This is a genomic window from Cupriavidus sp. 05L310, assembly GCF_056398185.1.
The window spans coordinates 41366-61704 of sequence record NZ_JBFTOX010000019.1 but is presented as its reverse complement, the minus strand read 5'-3'; the positions used below and the strand labels follow the sequence as shown (position 1 = coordinate 61704).

The window sequence follows — 20339 nt, the reverse complement described above, 5'->3', positions numbered from 1 at the left end:
GAGCTGCCGGGACAGACTGTTCATGCTGGTGGACAGTCTTCACCCCGTCCCGGCTTCTGGCGGCGCGCTACCGCTCGCGTTGCAAGAACGCATTCATATAGCGCTGCGGTTCCCCGGTTTCGAACGCGCTGCCAAACTCCGCCACGCTGTTATTGATGGACACGTCCAGGGACGACTCTTCCCACTCGCGCAGCAGCCGCTTCTGCTGCCGTACCACGGCAGGCCCGAAACCGGCCAGCAGCGTAGCAATGCGTTCGATCTCGGCGTCCAGTTCCGCCAGCGGCACGACCTTGCTCACCAGGCCCCACGCCAGCGCTTCGCGGGCATCGGAGATTTCGCCGGTCAGCAACATCCATGCGGCGCGTGCGTTGCCGATCAGCCGGGGCATCAGCGCGGCGTGGATGACGGAGGGGATGCCCACCTTGACCTCTGGCATGCCGACGCGCGCATTGTCCGCGGCGATGCGGATATCGCAGGCCAGTGCCAGTTCCAGGCCGCCGCCGAGGCACCAGCCCGGCATGCGCGCTATCACCGGAACGGGGAAGTGGCGCAGCGCGTCGCAAAGCCCGCGCAGGCCGCTGATAAAGCGTTCGCCGCTTTCGCGGGTGAGAGCCGCCATTTCCTTGATATCGGCGCCGCCGATAAAGCCTTTTTCTCCGGCGCCTTGCACGATCAGTACGCGGATCTCGTCGCGGCTGGCCAGCTCGTTCACCGCCTGGGTCAGCGCGGCGATCACCGGCGTGCTCAGGATGTTGAGCGAGCCCGCCTCACGGATGGTGAGGCTCGCGATGCCTAGGGCGTTGATCTCCACGCCGGCGTAGTGTTTGGTATCTGCTTGGCTCATGGCTTCGTCCGTCCTGCTGCGGTCTGTTGAAATGAATGTCCTTGACGAGCTTCAGCTGGCCGGGGCGTTCCACCTTGGTGCCAGCCACGGCCTGATGATGCATGGCCTCTCCCCGGGACAGGTAGTGATAGTGCGGGCGAGTGTATCGGCGGCACCTCTGCGGAGCCAGTTCATTGTCTTGAAGGCGGTGTTCGCCGAATTCGAACGGTGGCGGGCGATTCGTGCCGGACGCAACGGCGTTCCCAAGTGCATTGCCGGGCGCCCGGCAGGCGTCGGTGCCGCAATGATCTCCAAGTGCCGTGCGGCACGCGCTACACTTGAGCTACCGCGCGGCGTTGGGATAGAAAACCCATCGGCTGGCGCGGCCGGTTTCCTGCTTCACCTACCCCCCAGCGAGGAGATGCACCATGGCTACAACGTCAAATCCGTTCACCGATTTCAGCAAGTTGCTTGAGCAGTACAAGCTACCGGGGGTCGACATGACTTCGGTGATCGAAGCGCGGCGCAAGGATATCGACGCCATCACGGAGGCCAACAAGGTCGCCTACGAAGGCATGCAGGCACTGGTGCAGAAGCAGACGGAGATACTGAGCAAGACCATGCAGGAGATCCAGGCCGCGGCCCAGAAAATGACCGCCGGCGGCAATCCGGCCGAGGCGATGGCCAAGCAGGGTGAATTCGTGCAGCAGGGTCTGCAGACGGCGTTCAATAACATGCGCGAACTGGCGGAGATGGCGCAGAAATCGCAAGCCGAGGCGCTGGCCGTGATCACCAAGCGCGCGGAGCAGAATATCGAAGAGGCGAAGAACCTGATGAAAGGCAAGGGCAAGTAAGCGCAAGCCATAAGCCCGTTGCGGACGGCCTTGCCAGTGCGGATCGCTCGCGGTCCTGCACTGGCGAGCCGCGCCGCTGTTTCACGCCTTTGCGTATATCGTTGTGGAGGGGATCCCCATGATCGCCATCACGAACGCCAGCCCGTTGATTTCGCTGATCGCGGGCATTCTTATCCTGGTCATGCCGCGGTTGCTGAACTACATCGTGGCGATCTACCTGATCGTGATCGGCCTGCTCGGGCTGTTCGGCGGGCATCTGCACTGACTACCGGTCTTCGAAGACGCTTGCGCGATCGGCAAGCTACGGCGGGCGCGCTGATCGACACCAGGCGAGCGCCGGCACATGCGCTCAGGCTCAGGGCGGGACACCGGTTCCAGGCATGCTGCCGGGATCGGTGCCATGCCGACCGCGGCGCAGCGCGGTCTCCCGCACTGCGCCGCATGGATGCTTACTGCTTGGCCGTGCGGCGCGAGGCCTGCTGGGCCGCGCCGGACGCCACGGCGGTCGATGCTTCGAAGTTGGACTTGACCGTTTCAGCGGCTTGCTTCGTGGCCTTCTGCACCGATTCGTAAGTGTTGTTGGCGGCGGCAACCGTCTGCTGCAGCAGGGCGGTGAGCGCTTCCGAGCCCGCCGGCGCGTTCTTCACGAACGTGTCGACAAAGGTCTGCACGCTGCGGGTGTGCTGTTCGTACTGCGCTTCCACTGCCTTGGCGAGTTCGGCCTGCGTGCCCGAGGTAATTTCGTACACATGGCGCGCATACGCCAGTGCCTTATCTGCCGCCGGCTGCGCGAACCTGCCCTGTGCGTTGAATACGTCCTTCAGGTCGCCGCCGGACAAGGCAGCCTCGATGTTGCCCTGGCTTTCGGCAAGGGACGATTTCGCTGCCTGCAGGTTCAGCTCGGCCAGTTTCTGGAAACCGTCGAAAGCCGTATTCGTCAGCGCGAACAGGTTGGCGAAATGGGCTTTCTGGGCTTCGGCGAACTGGTCGGACGAAAAAGCGAACATGCGTATTCTCCTGTGAATCGCCCGGCTGCCAGGCCGGCATGCACGGGATGTGATGTCGGGCGGACCGGGTCGAATATCTGATTAGGAAGGGTGGCGGTATCACTGATTTGCGCAGTGCACCATCCAAGGGCAAATTCTAGAGCCCTCTATTTGGATAGCCCCTAGGGAGATACCCGGACAAAAGCAGGATCCATGCTGTTGCTGTGCAGCAAGGTCGACTTTCGGATGCCCCCGCTTCGTGGGGGTGCTTTTGGCTGCACAGTACCCTTGACTCTGCCAGGCATCATTGTCTTGTCAGGATGACATCACGACCTCGGCCCGGACCAGGAGGCCGGCTCAACAGGCCGCACCTGCGCCGCCCACGGCGGTGGCGCTGTGTTGGTGAGCGCACGTTCGATGGCAAGGCACGGCCGCTAAGATGCGGCTGTCTATTCTCTTGTCGCACGGAATCAAAATGACGACCGACGCCGTGACGCATGAGGTGATCAGTGACGTCCAGGCATTTCGCGCGCTGGAGCCGGAATGGAATGCGCTGTGGCACAAGGCAAAGGGCGAGCATTTCCAGACGTTTGCCTACTGTCACGGCAGCCTGGACGCCACCGTCGATGGCCGCAAACTGCAATGCGTGGTCGGGCGCCGGCAGGGCCGGCTCGTGGCGCTCTGGCCCCTGGTCATGTACCGCAAGCTGTGGTGGCGGTTCATACAGCCTCTGGGGCCAGACTGCAATCCGCCCCATGACATGCTTGTGGAGCCGGGCCCGGATGTGGCCGACGTGGTTGCGTCCACTTGGCGAGCCATGCTTGCCTTGGCCAGACCCGATCTGGTCTACCTGCCTCGCATCCGTAGCGGCTCCCTGCTTGACCGGTGCGCAAGCAGCAGTGGCCGCGTTGCCTGCCGGCTGGACGGGACGACCCCGGCGGTTCTACCGCGCGAGCGGGCCGAGTGGCCCGCATATTGCCGCCCGCGCTTCGGGCGCACGCAAAAGCTGCCGGATTACCTGAGGCGCCGGATCGCGGGCCAGGGTGATGTCGCGGTCGCGATCCTCGATCACAGCGACAACCGGGCAGAGTCCCTTGTCGGCTGGCTGCGGCTCCACAAGCGGCAGTGGGCTGAGCACGGCGATATAGAGAGCGCGCGGCTGTTGTCGGACGACAGCTGGAGATTCCTGATCCGGCTGATGACGCAAGGCGGCAGGCAATCGCAGCCCTTTTGCTTTTTTGTCCTGACCCTGAACGGCGTGCCGTTGGCAATCAGTCTGCTTGGGATCCGGAGCAACAGCGTCGATCTGGTCATGAATACCTACGACGCCGCGTATTCAAGGCTGCCGCCCGGCGCCCTGCTGATCGACTACTGCGTGAAGTGGGCGTTCGATAACCACTTCGATTTCAACTTCGGCACCGGCCAGCATGGCAAGCAGTCCTGCGGCACTTGTGTCACCGGCGCTACGGTCAGCCTCCATATCGTCCATACGCATTGGGGACTGGCGGGCTACAGGCTGCGGCAGGGCGCGCGCTGGGCCACCGGGGCAATGACCCGTCTGCTTGAGCGCGGCGGCCAGCGCCGTCGCCGTGGCGCGTGTGCCGGCGGGGAGACGGAGTCATCCACTTCCGGCTAGCCTTCTCCCTGTTCCCGCCGCGCCCGGCGCCCCGAAGCCAACGGATATCTCCATGCCCTTACGCGGCGGGCTTTTCGAAGGCGCGCACGGGCTTGAGAAACTCCAGCGTGCGCGTCCGCTTGAGCAGGCGCGGGAGCGCTGCCTCATAGGCACTGCGGTAAGGGCGCGCGAGGTGATGCGTTTGAAAATACTCGCGGCTGCAGGCCCAGGTCTCATACAGGATGAGCGTATCCGGATCGTCGGCCGAGCGATGCAGGAAAGTGTTGATGAAATCCGGCTCCTTGGCCATGTGCTCCAGGACGTCAAGCAGGCCGGATTCGAGTTCGTCGCGATGCTCCGGCTTGCCCGGCAGATGGACGATAAAGGCAATGGTTTCACTCATGGAAAGACTCCTTGTGCGCTAGGTACGGTCGGCTGGCTCCCGCCTTACAGTTGGCTCATGCCACCGTCGATCACGATCTCGGTGCCGACGATGAACGCCGACTCGGCCGATGAGAGGTGCAGCACGGTCGCCGCGATTTCTTTCGGGTCGCCGAAGCGGCCGAGCGGAATCTGGCTCTTGATCTGGGCCGCGGTGTTGGCCAGCGTGTCGGCATCCAGGCCGAGCTTGCCGTAGATCGGCGTGCTGACCGGACCCGGGCTGATCACGTTGACGCGTACGCCGCGCGGCAGCAGTTCGGCGGAGAGGGTCTTGGCCAGCGAGATGATGCCCGCCTTGCTGGCTGCATAAGCCGACGACGCCGGCATGCCGATATGTGCGTTGATCGAGCCGTTGAGCACGATGGAAGCGCCTTCGTTGAACAGGGGCGTCAACGCCTGGATCTGGAAGAAGGGACCCTTCACATTGGTATTGAAGGTCTGGTCCCACATGGCTTCCTCGACCTCGGGCAAGGGCGCGAACCTGGCGATGCCCGCGTTGATGAACATGGCGTCGAGCCGGATGCCCTCGTCGGTAAGACGTTGCGCGAGCGCGCGGGCCGCGGCAACGGTGCCGGCTTCGTTCTGGATGGCCAGGGCGTTGGCGCCCAGCGTGGGCCTGGCGGCTTCCAGCGTGGCGGCATCGCGGCCGGTAACAATGACGCGCGCCCCTTCCGCGGCGAACGCTTGCGCGGTCGCCAGGCCTATGCCACTGTTGCCGCCGGTGACCAGTACGGTTTTGCCTTCAAAGCGATTCATGGTGTTCTCCTGGGAACGTCTATCGGTGTGTGTGGTGCGTGAAAGCATTATGGACCGCGTAGTTCAATAATCCATGCGAAGGAGTCGATGACTTCGTTCGATGGAATTGGACGTGTTTGCGGCTTGCCGGAAGCGGTTCCGGCCACACATGGAGGCGTTCAGGAGGGGAAGGAAAGCGAGGGGGGAGCGGTGATGAAGAAAGTAGGGCGCTGCCAGGCAGCGCCCTCCCATACGTTACTGCCGCCGGCGGCGCTACGCCTGTCCTTGCGCCTCGCGCTGCCGCGCCACTTCCTGGTTGCGCAGGATGAAGCGCTGGACCTTGCCACTGGGCGTTTTCGGCAGTTCGGCCACGAACTCGATCTCGCGGGGATAGGCGTGCGCGGCAAGGCGGTTGCGCACATGCAGGCGCAGTTCTTCGGCCAGTTCCGGGCTTGGCCGGTATTGCGGGTCGAGCACGACGAAAGCCTTGATCAGTTCGGTGCGATCGGGATCGGGCTTGCCAATCACCGCAGTCTCGACCACGGCCGGATGCTCGATCAGCGCGCTCTCCACGTCGAACGGACCGACCCGGTAGCCGGAGGTGGTGATGACATCGTCGGCGCGGCCGATAAAGCTGATGCTGCCATCCGGGTTCAGCTCGGCAGTGTCGCCGGTCAGGTAGTACTTGCCGACGAATGCGCCGGTCGGTGTTTCGTGATAGCCGGCGAACCAGCACATCGGCGACTGCTCCAGGTCCAGCGCCAGCGTGCCTGGCTGGCCAGCCGGCAGCTCGCGCGCTTCATCGTCCACCACTACCACGCGATGGCCGGGGCTGGCAAAGCCGGCGGCGCCCAGATGCACCGGGTGGCGCAGCGCGTGGTGATTGCACAGCACCATGCCCAGCTCGGTCTGGCCGTAGTGATCGTGGATGGTGACGCCAAGCTCGCCGGCGAACCAGCGGATCACCTCCGGGTTGAGCGGCTCGCCCGCGCTGCTGACCGCGCGCAGCTTGCCGCGCAGGGGACCGGCCACGGCCTGCCCCGCCGCGATCAGCAGGCGATAGGCGGTAGGTGAGCCGGCCAGGTTGGTGATGCCGTATTTTTCGATCATGCGGCAGGTGCTCTCGATGCTGAACGGGCCGTCGTAGAAGGTGGTGGGATGCCCCAGCGCCAGCGGTCCGGTCACCGCGTAATACAAGCCATAGGCCCAGCCCGGATCGGCGAGATTCCAGAAGGCATCCTCGGGGCGCAGGTCTACCGCATCGCGCATATAGCCCGCGAACGCGGCGACGGCCTTGAGCGGTACCAGCAAGGGCTTGGCGGGGCCGGTGGTGCCGGAGGTGAACATCATCAGGAACGGATCGCTGCCGCTGCGCAAGACGGGTTCAAAGTCCGCGGGCTGGCGATCGAGTTCCGCCCAGAAGCTGAAGTCGCCGTGCACAAGGCCGCGGCCCTTGGCGCCACCAACGGTGAGGACTTCCGGGCAGTTCGCCACGTCCGCCAGCTTGCCGCGATTGGCGCCATCGGTGACGACGAGGCGGGCGCCCGAGGCCTGCAGCCGGTGTTCAATGGCTTTCGGCCCGAAGGCAGTGAACAGTGGCTGGTAGACCGCGCCTGCGCGCCATGTACCCAGGATGGTGACAAGCAACTCCGGCGTGCGCGGCAGCAAGCCCGCCACCCTGTCGCCCGGCCCGATGCCCTGCGCCTTCAGGAAACTGGCGAACCGGGCGGAGAGTTTTTGCAGCTGGGTGAAGGTGTAGGTCTCGCTGGTGCCGTCGCGGCTTTCCCAGAACAGCGCGATGCGTCCGGGCAGGGCATGGCGGTCGCAGCATTCAACGCAGGCGTTGAGGGCATCGAGCTTGCCGCTGAGGCGCTCCGAGATCGATGCCTCATAGGAAAAGCCGGCGATGGCCTCGGCGTAGTCGCGCATGGTGGTCTCCTGGTGTTCTTTTGTGAATGGCAGCCGTCCGTCCGGACAGGGTCTGGAGAAATTCTGGGCCACGCCGGTGCGCCCGGCAATGGCCAAAGTTCCCAGCCTGGCTGAACCCGTTTGCCAGTGGCTGCCAGTGGCGCCATGGTTCAGCACAGGGGCGGGTTGCATTGGCTGGGGTAGCCAAGCTGTGCCGAATACGTCCGGCCGCGAAGATTGTGCGCCGCCGCATCGCACAATGTGTACCGGATGATGGATCCGGTCACTGGGAAGGGAGGGCCCCCGGGCAATCGGGCAATCGGGCAATGATCGGGTAGTCGGGTGCGAGCCCCGCACGCGTGTCGACGGAGCCGCCAGGGCGGGCTAGGCAATGGCTGCGCCGGACGCAGCCTGCAAGGCATCGAATCCCGCAAGAATGCACTGAACGGACCGTTCGCGCAGCATGGCCTTCCGCGCGGCGGCTCGACGCGGATGGCCGCCGCGGCACCTGCCCCATCGCGTGGGTGGACTTACCCCACCACGTGCCAAGGCGAGACGGAGAACGCCAGCATCAGGACCGAGACGATCGCCGGCGCACCGAATTTGATCGCACGGGATTGGGCGAGTGTACCGAGCAATACATAGAGGCATACAAGGCCAATAGCGCACAAAAAAACGAGGCTTTGATAATCTTGCATGGATGTCTCCTTTAATCGTTATATTTTTAACGTTATATCTAATGACATCACCGGACGCCGTCCGGACGCATTAACTGCCTGGAGCACGATCAAGTCCATGGTAAATCCGGAATCACCGTGCTGGCAATCGCGAATGCCAGAGGGTATACGCGCAGATTAGCCGGCGCCTTGCGCATACATTCCACTCATTTCATTGACGGAGACAAAAAATGAAACTGCTTAGAACACGATTCGCGGCGCTGGCCGGCGCACTGTTTTATACCTGTGCCGGCATTGCCCATGCGGCAGGCATGCTGGTGTCTTCGGCGTCGTTTGCGGATGGCGCCACGATCCCTGTGCTGCATGGCAACAATACGAATGATTGCGGTGGCAAGGGCGTGACGCCGCAGGTGTCATGGTCGAATCTTCCCGCCGGCGCCAAGTCGGTTGCCGTGCTGCTTTCGGATCCCGATGGCGCGATGGGACTCGGCGTTTCGCATTGGGTTGCGTACAACATTGCCGCCGAGCGCGGGCAGCTCAAGGAGGGCGAGGCGCAGGCCGACGGACACGGCGCCACCGTAGGCAAGAACGTCAGGGGCGAGATGATCTATCGCGGGCCTTGTCCCACGATTGGTGATGCGCCGCACCATTACACCCTGACCGTCATTGCGACGGACCTTCCGCCCTCCGCGCTGCCGCCGGGGCTGACCAGGGAGGAACTGATGTCGGCGCTAAAGGGCCACGCGCTCGGCGGCCAGAGCGTGATCGGAAAATACAGCCGTTAGCCGCCGCGTTCATGTCCATCGTCCAGATCAGTACCGCCACCGAACAGGAAGCCCGGGATGTTGGCGCGCGCTTGCGGCGCTTTAACTACGCGGCAATCGGCGAATACGAAAGCCAGCCGGTCTGGCTTGTCGCCAGGAACGGGCAGGGTGAGGTAGTCGGCGGCCTGAACAGCTACGTCATGATGCAGTGGCTGTCGATCAACGTCCTCTGGGTCGCGGAGGAAGCGCGCGGCGCGGGGCTCGGTTCGCGCCTGCTCATCGATGCCGAGGCGCGCGCCAGGGAACTGGGTGCGCACAGTGCCTGCCTGGATACGTTCGAATGGCAGGCCGCGCCGTTCTACGCCAGGCACGGCTATGCGGAGTTCGGTCGCTTGCAGGATTTTCCTGTCGGGTCATTCCGGCTCTACATGAGCAAGAAGCTCTAAGCCATCACGCCGAGCCATCACGCCGGCACCTCGCGAGAGGGCCTGGCGTGTCTCGCCGTCCTCTTCCTGAGTGACGAACTCCGGCATTCATACCGATACGCCGGGCTTTTCTTGCCCAAAAACCAAGGTTCGAAGTATCGCGGTTTCCGCCGTCTGCCGTGTGCGGTCGGGTGAGTCCCTTCGTTCACGCCGCACGAGATTTTCGCAGCACAGGCTTCGCCGTGCAAAAAAATCCCTTGAATTCCATAACTACGACTCATGGAATCGTAGTTATGGAGGGGCTTGTGGCGCAGCCCAGCCCTTTCCCCCTTCCTTCACGGACCAAAGCCCGCGCATGGCGCAAGGAGGTCCAGCAGAGTGAAAGCACGTATCAATTCAACGGAGTGGCACGATGACCAAACGTATCCTGGTAGTTGGCGCCGGCTTTGCCGGCATGTGGAGCGCCCTGAGCGCGGCGCGCCTGATCGACCAGCAGGGAGAGACGGGCATAGAGATCGCGCTGATCGCCCCCCAGCCGGAGCTGCATGTGCGTCCGCGCCTCTATGAAGTGGGTGCCGCGCAGATGCGGGCGCCGCTCAAGGAGATCTTCGATGCGGTTGGCGTCAGGTTCATCCAGGGCACGGTGGAGCGGATCCACGCGGACCGCCACGAAGTCGAGGTGGTCGGCGTCGATCAGGTCCGCTCCACCGTGGCGTATGACCGCCTTGTGCTGGCTACGGGCAGCCGCCTGTTCCGCCCGCAAATCCCCGGCCTGGACAAGCACGCATTCAGCGTCGACCAGGTTGATGAAGCGGCCAAGCTGGAGGCGCATATCAAGCGTCTGGCCGACCATCCCGCATCCCTTGCGCGCAATACCGTGGTGGTGGCTGGCGGCGGCTTCACCGGCATCGAGACAGCCGCGGAAATGCCGGCGCGCCTGCGCGAGGTGCTGGGGGAGGACGCCGACGTGAACGTCATCGTGGTCGATCGCAACGACGAAGTGGCGGCCGAACTCGGTGCCGGGCCGCGCCCCGTTATCACGCAGGCACTCGATGCACTTGGCGTCAGCTGGCGGCTTGGCTCCGCGGTGGCATCCGTCGACGAGAATGGCCTGACCACCGCGGACGGACAACGCATCGATGCCAGGACGGTGATCTGGACTGCCGGCGTGCGCGCGAGTTCGCTGACGCAGCAGATCCCCGCGCAGCGCGATGCGTTCGGCCGCCTGCACGTGGACAGCAGCCTGCGCGTCAAGGGCGTGGACACCGTGTTCGCCACCGGCGACGTCGCCTATGCCGCGACGGACGATGAAGGCAACTACGCCGCGATGTCGTGCCAGCACGCGATGAACCTTGGCCGTTCGGCAGGACACAATGTGGCGGCGGATCTGCTCGGCCTTGCGCCGATCCCGTACAGCCAGCCGAAGTACGTCACCTGCCTGGACCTGGGTCCGTGGGGTGCGATTTATACCGAGGGCTGGGAGCGCGAAGTCAGGCTCGTGGGTGCCGATGCCAAGAAGCTGAAGAGCCAGATCAACTCGGAGTGGATCTATCCGCCCAGCGCCGATCGCGCGGAAGCACTGGCCGCGGCCGATCCGAACCGCATCGTGGTGGCGTGATCGGAAGCCCGGCAACGTTCGCTCGCGCGGCGTTGCCGGATGTCCTGATGGCAGGATAGCAAGGGCAAAGGTAAAGGCCGGACCGTCAATTGCGCTGACGGTCCGGCCTTTACCTGCTGGCGTCGGCCGAATCGCCTTGGCCTAGTCCCTGGTATCCGTGTCGCGGTCGCCGCGACGATGCGTGGCGCGGTCCGTCAGCCACTGCACCACATGCGGCCCGAAGCTGGCGTTTGCCTTGGCGAGGGTCCGTTCGGCCAGGTCGGCGAGGGTATGTTTTGACAGCTCTTGCCGCATGGCCTTTTCCGCCGCCTGCATCACCGCATGGATGGAACAGACGCCGCGCGTGGCCCAGGCGGGCGGCGCATCCTCGAACAGCGCGCAGCGCGAGCGGATCTCGCGGCAATCGAACAGTGCCTTGTCTCCGTCGATGGCTTCCACGACATCCTGGACGGTGATCTTCCCTGCCGGCCGCGCCAGCGAAAAGCCGCCGCGAATGCCCTCGGTTGCCACCACCAGGCCGGCCTTGGCAAGCTTGGTGAACAGCTTGGCGAGGTATTCGACAGGCACGCCTTGCAGGTCGGCGAGGTCCCGCACGCTGGCGCCTTTGGTGCCCGGCGGCGGGTCCACGAGGAACAGCAGGCAATGCAGTCCGTATTCGACACCTGTGCTGATATGGGACATGACTTAACTAAGATGAATTGAATCGTAGTTTTAGCCTATAGGGAATCGATGCAAAGCGCAAGACGGTGCCGCCGCCTGCCATGCCACCGCGCGCCGGTCCGGCTGCGGGTCAGGCGATCGTATCGACCACCCCGCCATCCACGCGCAGCGCGGCGCCAGTGGTAGCCGATGCCTGGGGCGAGCAGGCATACACGATCATGTTGGCGACTTCCTCGACGGTGGCGGCGCGCTGGATGATGGAAGACGAGCGGTGCGTCTTCACAAAATCCGCCGCCACCTCCTCGGCGGATTGCCCCGTGCTTGCGATCGCGTCCTTGAGCATATCGGTGACGCCTTCGGACAGCGTGGGGCCAGGCAGCACGGCGTTGACCGTCACGCCGGTGCCGGCGAGCCGTTTGGCCAGCCCGCGCGAAACGGCGAGTTGCGCGGTCTTGGAGAAACCGTAGTGGATCATGTCGGCGGGGATATTCAGCGCAGATTCCGACGAGACGAACACGATCCGCCCCCATTTGCGCCCGGCCATCGACGGCGCATAGGCGCGCGACAGCCGCACGCCGGACATGACGTTGGTTTCGAAGAAGCGGGTCCACTCGCTGTCGGGCGTCTCGAAGAAGTCCTGCGGCTTGAAGATGCCCAGGTTGTTCACCAGGATATCGACCCGCGGGTATTGCGCCACCAGCCGGATGCAGGCTTCGGGGTCGGCAAGGTCACCGACGAAGCCCGCCACATCGGCGCCGGGCACGGCGCCGCGCAGCGTTTCCAGGGCCTTGCCCACCGTGGCCTCGCTGCGGCCGTTGACGATCACGCGGGCGCCCGCGCCGGCGAGCCCTTTTGCCGCGGCGAAGCCGATGCCGGCGGTGGATCCTGAAACGAGGGCGATCTTGCCCGAGAGGTCAATCTTCATGTTGATTCCTGGTTGGCAGCCATCCGGGACGGAGGCCGATTGACCCAGTGTATTGGCTCCGCGCAAATGGGCAAGGAGGTGCGGGGCGTACGACGGCAGGGATCGGCGTATCATCCACTTCCATCATGCATTGGAGCCCGGGCGATGAAATCCCGTTGGTCTGTTCCCGCTGTCGCATTATCCGCAGCCGTGGCGCTGCTGGCTGGCTGCACCGGCCCGGTCGAGTTCTCGGCAGGCGGCCCCGATACCGTATCCCCGGCGAATCCGGATTCCCTCGACTTCGGTCCGATGGACCGCTCGATCGCGCAATGCAAGGCCGCCTCGCAACAGGCCGGCACGGGGCAGTGCGCCAAGGTGCGGGCCTATGAAGCGTGCATGAAGGGCAGGGGCTATTTCACGCTGATGGGTCCCGAAAACCCGTCCGGATGCGGCGAACCGTCCTGGCAACAGGATGTGCGCAAGCTGCTTCGCTGAGGGCCTGCCATGTGAGGGCCTTGTGCGCGCGTCCCGCGCGCCGCGGCGATCTGCGTGATGCCACACGATGCTTTGCGCTTCCCCTCGCGGATGTAACGCGAAAGCCGCAACGTTGTGGCGCAGGCCTCGCCAGCCCGGCCCGGCCTCCCCGGCCCGCTTGCCGCCCGGCCTGGGCGCGCCCTTTCTCTGCACGTACAATCCCTGTTTTTACTTGATCTTCAGGCCCTGATCTCACATGACCACTATCGGCACCCCTCTCTCGCCTTCCGCGACCAAAGTCATGCTGCTGGGCTCCGGCGAGCTTGGCAAGGAAGTCCTGATCGCGCTGCAGCGGCTCGGCGTTGAAACGATCGCGGTGGACCGCTATGAAAACGCACCCGGACAGCAGGTCGCCCACCATGCGCGCACCATCGCCATGAGCGACCCGGAGCAGCTCAAGGCGCTGATCGAAGCCGAGAAGCCGGACCTGGTGGTGCCGGAGATCGAAGCGATCGCCACGCAGATGCTGGAGACGCTGGAAGCCAGCGGGGTGGTGCGCGTCATTCCCACGGCGCGCGCGGCGCGCCTGACCATGGACCGCGAAGGCATCCGCCGCCTGGCCGCCGAAACGCTGGGCGTGCCCACGAGCCCGTACAAGTTCTGCGATTCGCTGGAAGAACTGCAGGCCGCCATCGACGGCGGCATCGGCTACCCGTGCGTGGTCAAGCCAGTGATGAGCAGTTCCGGCAAGGGCCAGAGCAAGATCGACGGCGCCGCCGATGTCAAGGCCGCATGGGACTACGCCATGGCCGGCGGCCGGGTCAGCCACGGCCGCGTGATCGTGGAAGGCTTTATCGATTTCGACTATGAAATCACGCTGCTGACGGTGCGCGCGATCGGCACCGGCGGCCAGGTCGAGACGCAGTTCTGCGAACCGATCGGCCATGTGCAGGTGAGCGGCGACTACGTGGAAAGCTGGCAGCCGCATCCCATGCATCCCGCCGCGCTGCGGAAGTCGCAGCAGATCGCGCAGGCCGTTACCGCCAACCTGGGCGGGCAGGGCCTGTTCGGCGTGGAGCTGTTTGTCAAGGGCGAGCAGGTCTGGTTCAGCGAAGTCAGCCCGCGTCCGCACGACACCGGCATGGTGACCATGATCACCCAGTGGCAGAACGAGTTCGAGCTGCATGCGCGCGCCATTCTCGGCCTGCCGGTCAGCACCGCGCTCAAGAGCCCGGGCGCCAGCGCGGTGATCTATGGCGGCGTGGATGCGCAAGGCGTGGTGTTCGACGGCGTGGACGAGGCGCTGCGCGTGCCGCAGACCGAACTGCGCCTGTTCGGCAAGCCGGAGAGCTTTGCCAAGCGCCGCATGGGCGTGGCACTGGCGTATGACGCCGATGTGGAAACCGCCCGCGTCCGCGCTAAGGATGCGGCGGGGCGCGTCAAGGCACGCACGGCGGGCTAAGGGCGCCACGGCAGGCTGGCGGCGCATCCAGGCGCTTCTATACTTCGAGGCATCGGCAACACCGGTGGATTGGCCAGTCCTGCTGCTGGGCCGCGGGTGAAGCCGGCGGCATGTGCGTATTGGCGCTCTCCGGCGGTGTGCCGGGGCCGGGACGGTGCGTGCGCGCCGAGTCCTGGCGTCCCACTGCCGGAGGTGTTGTCATGCCACTCGCTCCCCAAAACCTGCCAAGGCCCGGCGGCCCGGTCTTCCTGGCCGATGGCGGGCTCGAGACCACGCTGGTTTTCCTGGAAGGCATCGAATTGCCATGCTTTGCCGCGTTTCCGCTCGTGCTCAGCGACGAGGGGCTGCAGCGGCTGGAGCGCTACTTCGTGCCGTATCTGCGCACCGCCGTGGAGCGCGGGGTCGGATTCGTCCTCGATACGCCGACCTGGCGGGCCAACGCGGACTGGGGCGGGAAGCTTGGTTTTTCGCCGCAGGCCGTAGCCGATGTGAATCGCCGGTCGGTCGCCTGGGCGGCGGGCCTCGGCGCGGCCTTTGCCACGCCGGATACAACGATCGTCATCAACGGCGTGGTTGGCCCGCGCGGGGATGGCTACCAGCCCGGCATCCGGATGAGCGAGGACGAGGCCCGCCATTACCATGCCCCGCAGATCGAGGCGCTGCGCGAGGCGGGCGCTGACATGGTCACTGCCGTGACCATGACCTATCCGGACGAGGCGATCGGCATCGTGCGTGCCGCAAGCGCCGCCGGTGCGCCTGTCGCGGTTTCCTTTACCGTCGAAACCGACGGCAAGCTGCCATCGGGCGACACCCTGGGCGCGGCGATCGAACGGGTCGACCGCGAGACGGCGGGCGGTCCGCTCTACTACATGATCAACTGCGCGCACCCGAGCCATTTCGAGGCAGCCGTCTCCACCGGAGAGCCCTGGACCGCGCGTATCGGCGGCGTGCGTGCCAATGCCTCAGCCAAGAGTCACGCGGAACTCGATGAAGCGCAAACGCTGGATGCCGGCGATCCGGTTGACCTTGGGGAGCGATATCTGGGGCTGTGCCGGCATCTGACGAAGATGTCGGTGCTGGGCGGATGTTGCGGGACCGATCACCGGCATATCGTCGCGATCTGCGATGCCGTATTGAGGCCCCCGGGGAGATAGCCACCGGGCAAGGCAGGAAGCGGGCGCGATAAACTCCCCCCTTTCTCCTGACGGGATCCCCCAATGCCTGGCCACATTGGCATCGTTGCCTGCTCCGCCGAAGGCGCGGCGCTTTGCTATCGCACCATCTGCATGGAAGGCAGCCGCCTGCTGGGGGCGCATGCGCATCCCGAGATATCGATGCACACGCCTTCGCTCGCCGAGTATGTCAGGTGCCTCGATCGCGGCGACTGGGAAGCGGTAGGTGAGTTGATGCTTACCTCCGCCGGAAAGCTTGCCGGCATGGGTGCCGATTTCCTGATTTGCCCCGACAACACCATCCACCAGGCGTTGCCTTACTTGCTGCCGCGTTCGCCGCTGCCGTGGCTGCATATTGCCGAGGCAGTCGCCGACAGCGCGGTGCAGCGCGGCTTCACCCGCCTTGGCGTGACCGGCACGCGCTGGCTTGTCGACAGCGAGGTGTACCCCGAGAAGCTCGGCGCGCGTGGCCTCGGGTTCGTGCGGCCGGACCACGCCGAGCGCGACGAGATCAACCGCATCATCATGGATGAACTGGTTGGCGGCATCGCCACGCCGGAAGCGCTCGCTTACTTCCAGCAAGTCATCGAGCGGATGAAGGGGCAGGGATGCGACGCCGTGGTGCTTGGCTGCACGGAAATCCCGCTGATCGTGAATGACGCCAATTCGCCGCTGCCTACGCTGGATTCCACGCGCTTGCTGGCGCGGGCGGCGCTGCGCCGGGCGGTGCATGGCGCACATTGACGCCCGGCGGCGTTGCTGCTTCGGGCGTAGTATTGGCGGTCTGGCGATTCCCCGGAAGAGGCCTGGCCATGACCAGCAAGCCGATCAAGATCCCTGGACCCGATCATCCGATCACGATCGAGGCCAACCCGTCGCGCGTCGTGGTGTCCATCGGCGGCGTCGTGATCGCCGACACGCGCGAAGCCCTGACGCTGCAAGAGGCATCGTATCCCGCAGTGCAATACATCCCGCGCAAGGACGTCGACATGTCGCGGCTTGCCCGCACCGGCCACGCCACCTACTGCCCGTACAAAGGCGACTGCGCCTACTACAGTATCCCCTCGGGCGGCGAGCGGTCGGTCAATGCGGTGTGGACCTATGAGGCGCCATATCCCGCCGTTGCGGCGATCGGGGATCACCTGGCTTTCTATCCGGGCCGCGTCGACGCAATCGAGGAGCGGGCAAGCTAGCGCACCGGGCCTGGCGCCCGGCGTCGCGCCATTGTCAGTCATCCCTGATTTTCGCTGAGGCAAGATGCCCGCCGCGCGCCATGGGCGTCACTTCCGGCGCATTGCGCGGCTGCGGGATGGGATTGGCCGGCGAGGCCGGCTATGACTATAGTCACTGCATCCTGTCGTCCAGATCATGCCTGATCGATCTTTCCAGCCCGGCACGCTGTGGCCGGCCATCCTGCGCCAGACGGCGCACGCCCTGCGTTGCGGGGCGCTGCGTCCGATCGAGACCATCCAGGCGGTCATCGAGGATGGTGGCGTACGCTTCCTGGTGCGGGAGGTCTCCAGCCTCGCGCGCAAGGATCAGGACAAGGCCCGGCAACGCGACGCCAGCGCGGCGGTCAACCCGTTCCTTCCTTACGATCCGGACCTGTTCGTCGCCGATATCTCGGACACCCACGTGGCGCTGCTGAACAAGTTCAACGTCATCGATCATCACCTGCTCATTGTCACCCGCCGTTTCGAATTGCAGGACGCGCTGCTTGCTCTGGCGGATTTCGAGGCGCTGCTGGTATGCATGGCCGAGTTCGATGCGGTGGGTTTCTACAACGGGGGAGCGGCTGCCGGCGCAAGCCAGCGCCACAAGCACTTGCAGATGGTGCCGCTGCCGCTCGGCCCGGATGGCCCGGCGCTGCCAATCGCGCCCTTGCTGGCTTCGGCGCGGATCGATGGCCCGGTCGGCATCGTGCCTGGGCTGGCTTTTGCGCATGCGTTCGCGCCGCTGGCTTTGTCCTCCGCGCGCGTGCCCGGGCTGGCGGACATCGCGCTCGCGCGTTACCGGGCGCTGCTCGATGCCGTCGGCGTGCGGGCGATTGATGTCAACGGTGAATTACAGCCGTCGGGGCCGTATAACTTGCTGGTCACGCGGTTGGGGATGCTGCTCGTGCCCAGGTCGGCGGAGTGCGTGGAGGGAATTTCGGTGAATACGCTGGGGTTCGCGGGGTCGTTTTTTGTGCGAGATGGGGCGCAGATGCGAATTGTGGAGCGGGTTGGGCCGATGGGGATGTTGGGGAGGGTTGCGGGTGCGGCTTTGGTTTGAAAGTGGTTTTTGGCTGGCGTCAAAGGACGTGCGGCCTCGACGGCGGTGCCGCCAGAACGCAGACTAAAGAAAATCCTGGGGCGCCGAAAAAAACTTTGCGTACTGAGCGGGTCCGAGTCCGGCGTGGGTAGTGTATTGGGCACAATTGAATAAAATATTGGGCTACGCTCGGATTTCGTCAACGATGCCCCGTGCCAGGTCGACCCTATCATTGCGGCCAGCATCGCCTCGTTCGGATTCGTCTTCATTCACCCGTTCATGGATGGTAACGGTCGGCTGTCCCGGTTCATGTTTCACAAGGCCCTGTGCAGGTCAGGAATACGGCTACGCTGAATTGTTGTCTCGGCAGCGCTTTCATTGACAGGCATTCGGATATCGAACGCCGGGGCTTGGTCCCGGGCCTGCTTCCGCCTGCCAGTTGCTGTCGTGCCGCAAACAATCCCGTCTCGTTTCCCGTGGCTCCTGGCCAAAGGGAGCGGCATCCGCTCGACAGCCAAAATAAAGGTAAATATCAATCCGGGAACGCCGTTATAGGGTTTGGGCTGGCAAGGTTGTCCCGTGATTGCATCCGCATCGGGCAGGAATCCCTGAGTATCGACGCTGGCCAAGTCAGATCGTATCGCCTGCAGTGTGATTCGATGTGCCCAACAAGTACAACCTGGTAGGCCCGAACTCTTGCCTCTTGAAATGGCTACCGCCCCGGCCAGTCCCTGTACCGGCCGGAGGCGCTTCTCTCCCTCTCGTTTCCTGCTGGCCCTGCTTGCCGCCATCCTGTGCGTGCAGTCGCAGGGGACCGCTGCGGACACGGCCCCGCAACGTTCCGAGGCGGTGGCACGGGTGGTATTCAGCCTGCTCGGCTATGCCCGCTGGCCCTCGGAGCGAGACGTCTTGCGCCTTTGCATAGACGGATCCGCCCGCTACGCCGCCAAACTCTCGGAAGGCGGGATCCTGGCGACCGGGCGCTCCGTGCAAGCCAGGCGCATCGAACTCCTGGATGCCGGGATGACCACGGGCTGCGATTCCGTCTATCTGGGCGTCATGACGGATGTCAGGCGCAAGAAGGTGGCAACGGAGCTGAGCGGGCGCCCCGTCCTCGTCATCACGGAGGAAGACTTCGAGTGCGAGGTCGGCAGCATGTTCTGCCTCAACGTCGCCGATGGCCGCGTTACCTTCCGCGTCAACCTGGATTCCGTTGCCCGTAGCGGGATTCACATCCATCCGGGCGTGCTGCAGCTCGGCCGCCGCCGGGGGCCGCCGTCATGACCATGCCATCCCGGCCCGACGCAGCGGTATCGCGCCCGACGCTGTACAACACGCTGCGCCGCATCCACTTCGGCGTGGCGCTGATCGCGGTCTGCACCGCCGGCATCTCGCTGACCGCGCTCGGACTGGCGGCGCTGCGCGTGTATGCCGACCACAACCTGCACCTGGTGGCCCGCTCCGTCGCCTATACGCTGGAGGCGCCGGTGGTGTTCCGCGACCAGGCGGCCGCTAGCGAGGCACTGGTGGCGATCGCCGCGGCGGAGGTGGCCGAGGCCAGCGTCTATGACAGGGACAACCGGCTGCTGGCCGAATGGCAGCGCCCGGAAGGCGCGCGGTTCTCCGGCCTGCAGCGCCTGGCGAGCCGCCTGATGGCGCTGGGCCCGGTGGAACAGGTGATCCTGCATGAAACGCAGCCGGTTGGCACCGTTCGGCTGACCGGCGATCCCGCCAACCTGCTGCGCTTCGTGCTGAGCGGCCTGCTCGGCTTGCTGGCTTGCCTGCTGCTCACCGCGGTCAGCGCGCACTATCTGTCGAGCCGCATGCTGGTCCACATCATCGAGCCGGTGCGCAACCTGATGCACGTAGCCCACGCGGTGCGTTCGGAGCGTGCCTTCGACCGGCGTACGCCCCCGGCCCATATTGCCGAACTCAACGCGCTCGGCGAGGACTTCAACGGCCTGCTCGACGAGCTTGAGACCTGGCAGAACCAGCTCCAGCACGAGAACCGCTCGCTGGCACACCGCGCCAGCCACGATAGCCTGACCGGCCTGCTCAACCGGGCGGCATTCGAAGACGCATTGCAGCGCACCGTGCGCCTTGCCACCGCCACGAAGACGCATGCGGGCGTGCTCTACCTGGATAGCGACGCGTTCAAGGAGATCAATGACAGCTTCGGCCACGCCGCGGGGGACGAAGTGCTGTTCGACATTGCGCAGCGCATCCGCTCCTGCGTGCGCGAGGGCGACGTGGTCGCGCGGCTGGGCGGGGACGAGTTCGCCGTGCTGGTGACGGCGCTGCGCAAGCCGGCCGACATCATCCAGGTCGCGGAGCATATCCTGATTCGCATGCGGGATCCGGTTCAACTGTCGAGCGGAACCCGCATCGACGCGTCGCTGAGCATCGGCCTGTCCGTGTTTCCCGTGCACGCGCAAACGGCCGCCGCCTTGCTGCGGACCGCGGACGAAGCCATGTATCAGGCCAAGCGCAGATCGGGGGGGCGCTGGCAAAGCGCGGAACCGCGCCTGGTCACGGTGCAAGCCGAACAGGCATAGAAGAAGAAAACCG

At 64.9% G+C, this 20339-nt stretch carries 23 protein-coding genes and 1 pseudogene; 16 read left to right on the top strand and 8 right to left on the bottom strand.

What is annotated here, in order from left to right; all coding sequences use genetic code 11:
* Nucleotides 1-67: 67 nt before the first annotated feature.
* Nucleotides 68-844, bottom strand: coding sequence for an enoyl-CoA hydratase (locus AC1DS6_RS15845; RefSeq protein WP_441627606.1), 777 nt, complete (start codon nt 842-844; stop codon nt 68-70).
* 31 nt (nt 845-875) lie between these two features.
* Between AC1DS6_RS15845 and AC1DS6_RS15840 the strand changes: the two genes are divergently transcribed.
* The 3 genes from AC1DS6_RS15840 to AC1DS6_RS15830 all read left to right on the top strand — a co-directional run bounded on the left by AC1DS6_RS15840 (nt 876) and on the right by AC1DS6_RS15830 (nt 1942).
* Nucleotides 876-1298, top strand: a complete 423-nt coding sequence (locus AC1DS6_RS15840) for a hypothetical protein (protein ID WP_477102693.1) — start codon at nt 876-878, stop codon at nt 1296-1298.
* Nucleotides 1252-1677 carry a phasin family protein gene (locus AC1DS6_RS15835; protein ID WP_045236975.1) on the top strand — a complete coding sequence of 142 codons (426 nt, stop codon included), beginning with the start codon at nt 1252-1254 and terminating at the stop codon, nt 1675-1677. Before AC1DS6_RS15840 ends, AC1DS6_RS15835 begins: the two co-directional genes overlap by 47 nt.
* A gap of 118 nt (nt 1678-1795) precedes the next feature.
* On the top strand, nt 1796-1942 hold the full coding sequence (locus tag AC1DS6_RS15830; protein WP_082094789.1) for a DUF3096 domain-containing protein: 147 nt from the start codon (nt 1796-1798) through the stop codon (nt 1940-1942).
* 184 nt (nt 1943-2126) lie between these two features.
* Here AC1DS6_RS15830 and phaP read toward each other — a convergent pair whose 3' ends face one another.
* Nucleotides 2127-2684 carry a TIGR01841 family phasin gene (gene phaP, locus AC1DS6_RS15825; protein ID WP_441627603.1) on the bottom strand — a complete coding sequence of 186 codons (558 nt, stop codon included), beginning with the start codon at nt 2682-2684 and terminating at the stop codon, nt 2127-2129.
* Between the two features lie 454 nt (nt 2685-3138).
* Between phaP and AC1DS6_RS15820 the strand changes: the two genes are divergently transcribed.
* Nucleotides 3139-4299: a GNAT family N-acetyltransferase gene (locus AC1DS6_RS15820; RefSeq protein WP_477102692.1), complete on the top strand. Its 1161-nt coding sequence runs from the start codon at nt 3139-3141 to the stop codon at nt 4297-4299.
* Nucleotides 4300-4357: 58 nt separating this feature from the next.
* Here AC1DS6_RS15820 and AC1DS6_RS15815 read toward each other — a convergent pair whose 3' ends face one another.
* From AC1DS6_RS15815 to AC1DS6_RS15800, 4 genes are all read right to left on the bottom strand, one after another.
* A complete protein-coding gene (locus tag AC1DS6_RS15815; protein WP_441627599.1) occupies nt 4358-4681 on the bottom strand; it encodes a putative quinol monooxygenase in 324 nt (107 codons plus the stop codon).
* Nucleotides 4682-4725: 44 nt separating this feature from the next.
* Complete coding sequence (locus AC1DS6_RS15810; protein ID WP_441627597.1) at nt 4726-5475, bottom strand: SDR family oxidoreductase; 750 nt, start codon at nt 5473-5475, stop codon at nt 4726-4728.
* Between the two features lie 252 nt (nt 5476-5727).
* A complete protein-coding gene (locus AC1DS6_RS15805; protein ID WP_441627595.1) occupies nt 5728-7383 on the bottom strand; it encodes an AMP-binding protein in 1656 nt (551 codons plus the stop codon).
* 509 nt (nt 7384-7892) lie between these two features.
* Nucleotides 7893-8060 carry a hypothetical protein gene (locus AC1DS6_RS15800; protein ID WP_441627593.1) on the bottom strand — a complete coding sequence of 56 codons (168 nt, stop codon included), beginning with the start codon at nt 8058-8060 and terminating at the stop codon, nt 7893-7895.
* A 209-nt stretch (nt 8061-8269) separates the two neighbouring features.
* Here AC1DS6_RS15800 and AC1DS6_RS15795 point away from each other — a divergent pair, with 209 nt between their 5' ends.
* The 3 genes from AC1DS6_RS15795 (at nt 8270) to AC1DS6_RS15785 (ending at nt 10846) form a co-directional block, all read left to right on the top strand.
* Nucleotides 8270-8824 carry a YbhB/YbcL family Raf kinase inhibitor-like protein gene (locus AC1DS6_RS15795; RefSeq protein ID WP_441627591.1) on the top strand — a complete coding sequence of 185 codons (555 nt, stop codon included), beginning with the start codon at nt 8270-8272 and terminating at the stop codon, nt 8822-8824.
* Between the two features lie 11 nt (nt 8825-8835).
* Nucleotides 8836-9249: a GNAT family N-acetyltransferase gene (locus tag AC1DS6_RS15790; protein WP_477102691.1), complete on the top strand. Its 414-nt coding sequence runs from the start codon at nt 8836-8838 to the stop codon at nt 9247-9249.
* Between the two features lie 391 nt (nt 9250-9640).
* Complete coding sequence (locus AC1DS6_RS15785; protein WP_477102690.1) at nt 9641-10846, top strand: NAD(P)/FAD-dependent oxidoreductase; 1206 nt, start codon at nt 9641-9643, stop codon at nt 10844-10846.
* 141 nt (nt 10847-10987) lie between these two features.
* On the opposite strand, the gene AC1DS6_RS15780 is transcribed toward AC1DS6_RS15785, so the two are convergent.
* A complete protein-coding gene (locus tag AC1DS6_RS15780) occupies nt 10988-11527 on the bottom strand; it encodes an RrF2 family transcriptional regulator (protein WP_441627584.1) in 540 nt (179 codons plus the stop codon).
* 109 nt (nt 11528-11636) lie between these two features.
* Nucleotides 11637-12431, bottom strand: a complete 795-nt coding sequence (locus AC1DS6_RS15775) for an SDR family NAD(P)-dependent oxidoreductase (RefSeq protein WP_441627582.1) — start codon at nt 12429-12431, stop codon at nt 11637-11639.
* A 144-nt stretch (nt 12432-12575) separates the two neighbouring features.
* On the opposite strand from AC1DS6_RS15775, the gene AC1DS6_RS15770 reads away from it, so the two are divergent.
* The 9 genes and pseudogenes from AC1DS6_RS15770 (at nt 12576) to dgcN (ending at nt 20326) form a co-directional block, all read left to right on the top strand.
* On the top strand, nt 12576-12905 hold the full coding sequence (locus AC1DS6_RS15770; protein WP_428178585.1) for a hypothetical protein: 330 nt from the start codon (nt 12576-12578) through the stop codon (nt 12903-12905).
* 235 nt (nt 12906-13140) lie between these two features.
* Nucleotides 13141-14346, top strand: coding sequence for a formate-dependent phosphoribosylglycinamide formyltransferase (gene purT, locus AC1DS6_RS15765; protein ID WP_477102689.1), 1206 nt, complete (start codon nt 13141-13143; stop codon nt 14344-14346).
* 200 nt (nt 14347-14546) lie between these two features.
* Nucleotides 14547-15500, top strand: coding sequence for a homocysteine S-methyltransferase family protein (locus AC1DS6_RS15760; protein ID WP_477102688.1), 954 nt, complete (start codon nt 14547-14549; stop codon nt 15498-15500).
* Nucleotides 15501-15563: 63 nt separating this feature from the next.
* Nucleotides 15564-16262 carry an aspartate/glutamate racemase family protein gene (locus AC1DS6_RS15755; RefSeq protein WP_477102687.1) on the top strand — a complete coding sequence of 233 codons (699 nt, stop codon included), beginning with the start codon at nt 15564-15566 and terminating at the stop codon, nt 16260-16262.
* 68 nt (nt 16263-16330) lie between these two features.
* On the top strand, nt 16331-16711 hold the full coding sequence (locus tag AC1DS6_RS15750; RefSeq protein WP_441627572.1) for a DUF427 domain-containing protein: 381 nt from the start codon (nt 16331-16333) through the stop codon (nt 16709-16711).
* A gap of 175 nt (nt 16712-16886) precedes the next feature.
* Nucleotides 16887-17792 (top strand): ATP adenylyltransferase family protein, encoded by a 906-nt coding sequence (locus AC1DS6_RS15745; protein WP_477102686.1) that lies wholly within the window; start codon nt 16887-16889, stop codon nt 17790-17792.
* Nucleotides 17793-17987: 195 nt separating this feature from the next.
* A pseudogene (locus tag AC1DS6_RS15740) lies at nt 17988-18110 on the top strand (Fic family protein); the annotation flags it as partial.
* A gap of 369 nt (nt 18111-18479) precedes the next feature.
* Nucleotides 18480-19055: a regulatory sequestration protein YfiR gene (gene yfiR / locus AC1DS6_RS15735; RefSeq protein WP_276291033.1), complete on the top strand. Its 576-nt coding sequence runs from the start codon at nt 18480-18482 to the stop codon at nt 19053-19055.
* Nucleotides 19052-20326 (top strand): diguanylate cyclase DgcN/YfiN, encoded by a 1275-nt coding sequence (dgcN, locus tag AC1DS6_RS15730; protein ID WP_441627566.1) that lies wholly within the window; start codon nt 19052-19054, stop codon nt 20324-20326. The genes yfiR and dgcN overlap by 4 nt, the downstream gene beginning before the upstream one ends.
* Nucleotides 20327-20339 lie beyond the last annotated feature (13 nt).

What these genes read in the sequence shown, in the direction of transcription:
- AC1DS6_RS15845 (WP_441627606.1), bottom strand. Translation starts at nt 844, where the DNA reads ATGAGCCAAGCAGATACCAAACACTACGCCGGCGTGGAGATCAACGCC.
- AC1DS6_RS15840 (WP_477102693.1), top strand. Translation starts at nt 876, where the DNA reads ATGAATGTCCTTGACGAGCTTCAGCTGGCCGGGGCGTTCCACCTTGGT.
- AC1DS6_RS15835 (WP_045236975.1), top strand. Translation starts at nt 1,252, where the DNA reads ATGGCTACAACGTCAAATCCGTTCACCGATTTCAGCAAGTTGCTTGAG.
- AC1DS6_RS15830 (WP_082094789.1), top strand. Translation starts at nt 1,796, where the DNA reads ATGATCGCCATCACGAACGCCAGCCCGTTGATTTCGCTGATCGCGGGC.
- phaP (WP_441627603.1), bottom strand. Translation starts at nt 2,684, where the DNA reads ATGTTCGCTTTTTCGTCCGACCAGTTCGCCGAAGCCCAGAAAGCCCAT.
- AC1DS6_RS15820 (WP_477102692.1), top strand. Translation starts at nt 3,139, where the DNA reads ATGACGACCGACGCCGTGACGCATGAGGTGATCAGTGACGTCCAGGCA.
- AC1DS6_RS15815 (WP_441627599.1), bottom strand. Translation starts at nt 4,681, where the DNA reads ATGAGTGAAACCATTGCCTTTATCGTCCATCTGCCGGGCAAGCCGGAG.
- AC1DS6_RS15810 (WP_441627597.1), bottom strand. Translation starts at nt 5,475, where the DNA reads ATGAATCGCTTTGAAGGCAAAACCGTACTGGTCACCGGCGGCAACAGT.
- AC1DS6_RS15805 (WP_441627595.1), bottom strand. Translation starts at nt 7,383, where the DNA reads ATGCGCGACTACGCCGAGGCCATCGCCGGCTTTTCCTATGAGGCATCG.
- AC1DS6_RS15800 (WP_441627593.1), bottom strand. Translation starts at nt 8,060, where the DNA reads ATGCAAGATTATCAAAGCCTCGTTTTTTTGTGCGCTATTGGCCTTGTA.
- AC1DS6_RS15795 (WP_441627591.1), top strand. Translation starts at nt 8,270, where the DNA reads ATGAAACTGCTTAGAACACGATTCGCGGCGCTGGCCGGCGCACTGTTT.
- AC1DS6_RS15790 (WP_477102691.1), top strand. Translation starts at nt 8,836, where the DNA reads ATGTCCATCGTCCAGATCAGTACCGCCACCGAACAGGAAGCCCGGGAT.
- AC1DS6_RS15785 (WP_477102690.1), top strand. Translation starts at nt 9,641, where the DNA reads ATGACCAAACGTATCCTGGTAGTTGGCGCCGGCTTTGCCGGCATGTGG.
- AC1DS6_RS15780 (WP_441627584.1), bottom strand. Translation starts at nt 11,527, where the DNA reads ATGTCCCATATCAGCACAGGTGTCGAATACGGACTGCATTGCCTGCTG.
- AC1DS6_RS15775 (WP_441627582.1), bottom strand. Translation starts at nt 12,431, where the DNA reads ATGAAGATTGACCTCTCGGGCAAGATCGCCCTCGTTTCAGGATCCACC.
- AC1DS6_RS15770 (WP_428178585.1), top strand. Translation starts at nt 12,576, where the DNA reads ATGAAATCCCGTTGGTCTGTTCCCGCTGTCGCATTATCCGCAGCCGTG.
- purT (WP_477102689.1), top strand. Translation starts at nt 13,141, where the DNA reads ATGACCACTATCGGCACCCCTCTCTCGCCTTCCGCGACCAAAGTCATG.
- AC1DS6_RS15760 (WP_477102688.1), top strand. Translation starts at nt 14,547, where the DNA reads ATGCCACTCGCTCCCCAAAACCTGCCAAGGCCCGGCGGCCCGGTCTTC.
- AC1DS6_RS15755 (WP_477102687.1), top strand. Translation starts at nt 15,564, where the DNA reads ATGCCTGGCCACATTGGCATCGTTGCCTGCTCCGCCGAAGGCGCGGCG.
- AC1DS6_RS15750 (WP_441627572.1), top strand. Translation starts at nt 16,331, where the DNA reads ATGACCAGCAAGCCGATCAAGATCCCTGGACCCGATCATCCGATCACG.
- AC1DS6_RS15745 (WP_477102686.1), top strand. Translation starts at nt 16,887, where the DNA reads ATGCCTGATCGATCTTTCCAGCCCGGCACGCTGTGGCCGGCCATCCTG.
- yfiR (WP_276291033.1), top strand. Translation starts at nt 18,480, where the DNA reads ATGGCTACCGCCCCGGCCAGTCCCTGTACCGGCCGGAGGCGCTTCTCT.
- dgcN (WP_441627566.1), top strand. Translation starts at nt 19,052, where the DNA reads ATGACCATGCCATCCCGGCCCGACGCAGCGGTATCGCGCCCGACGCTG.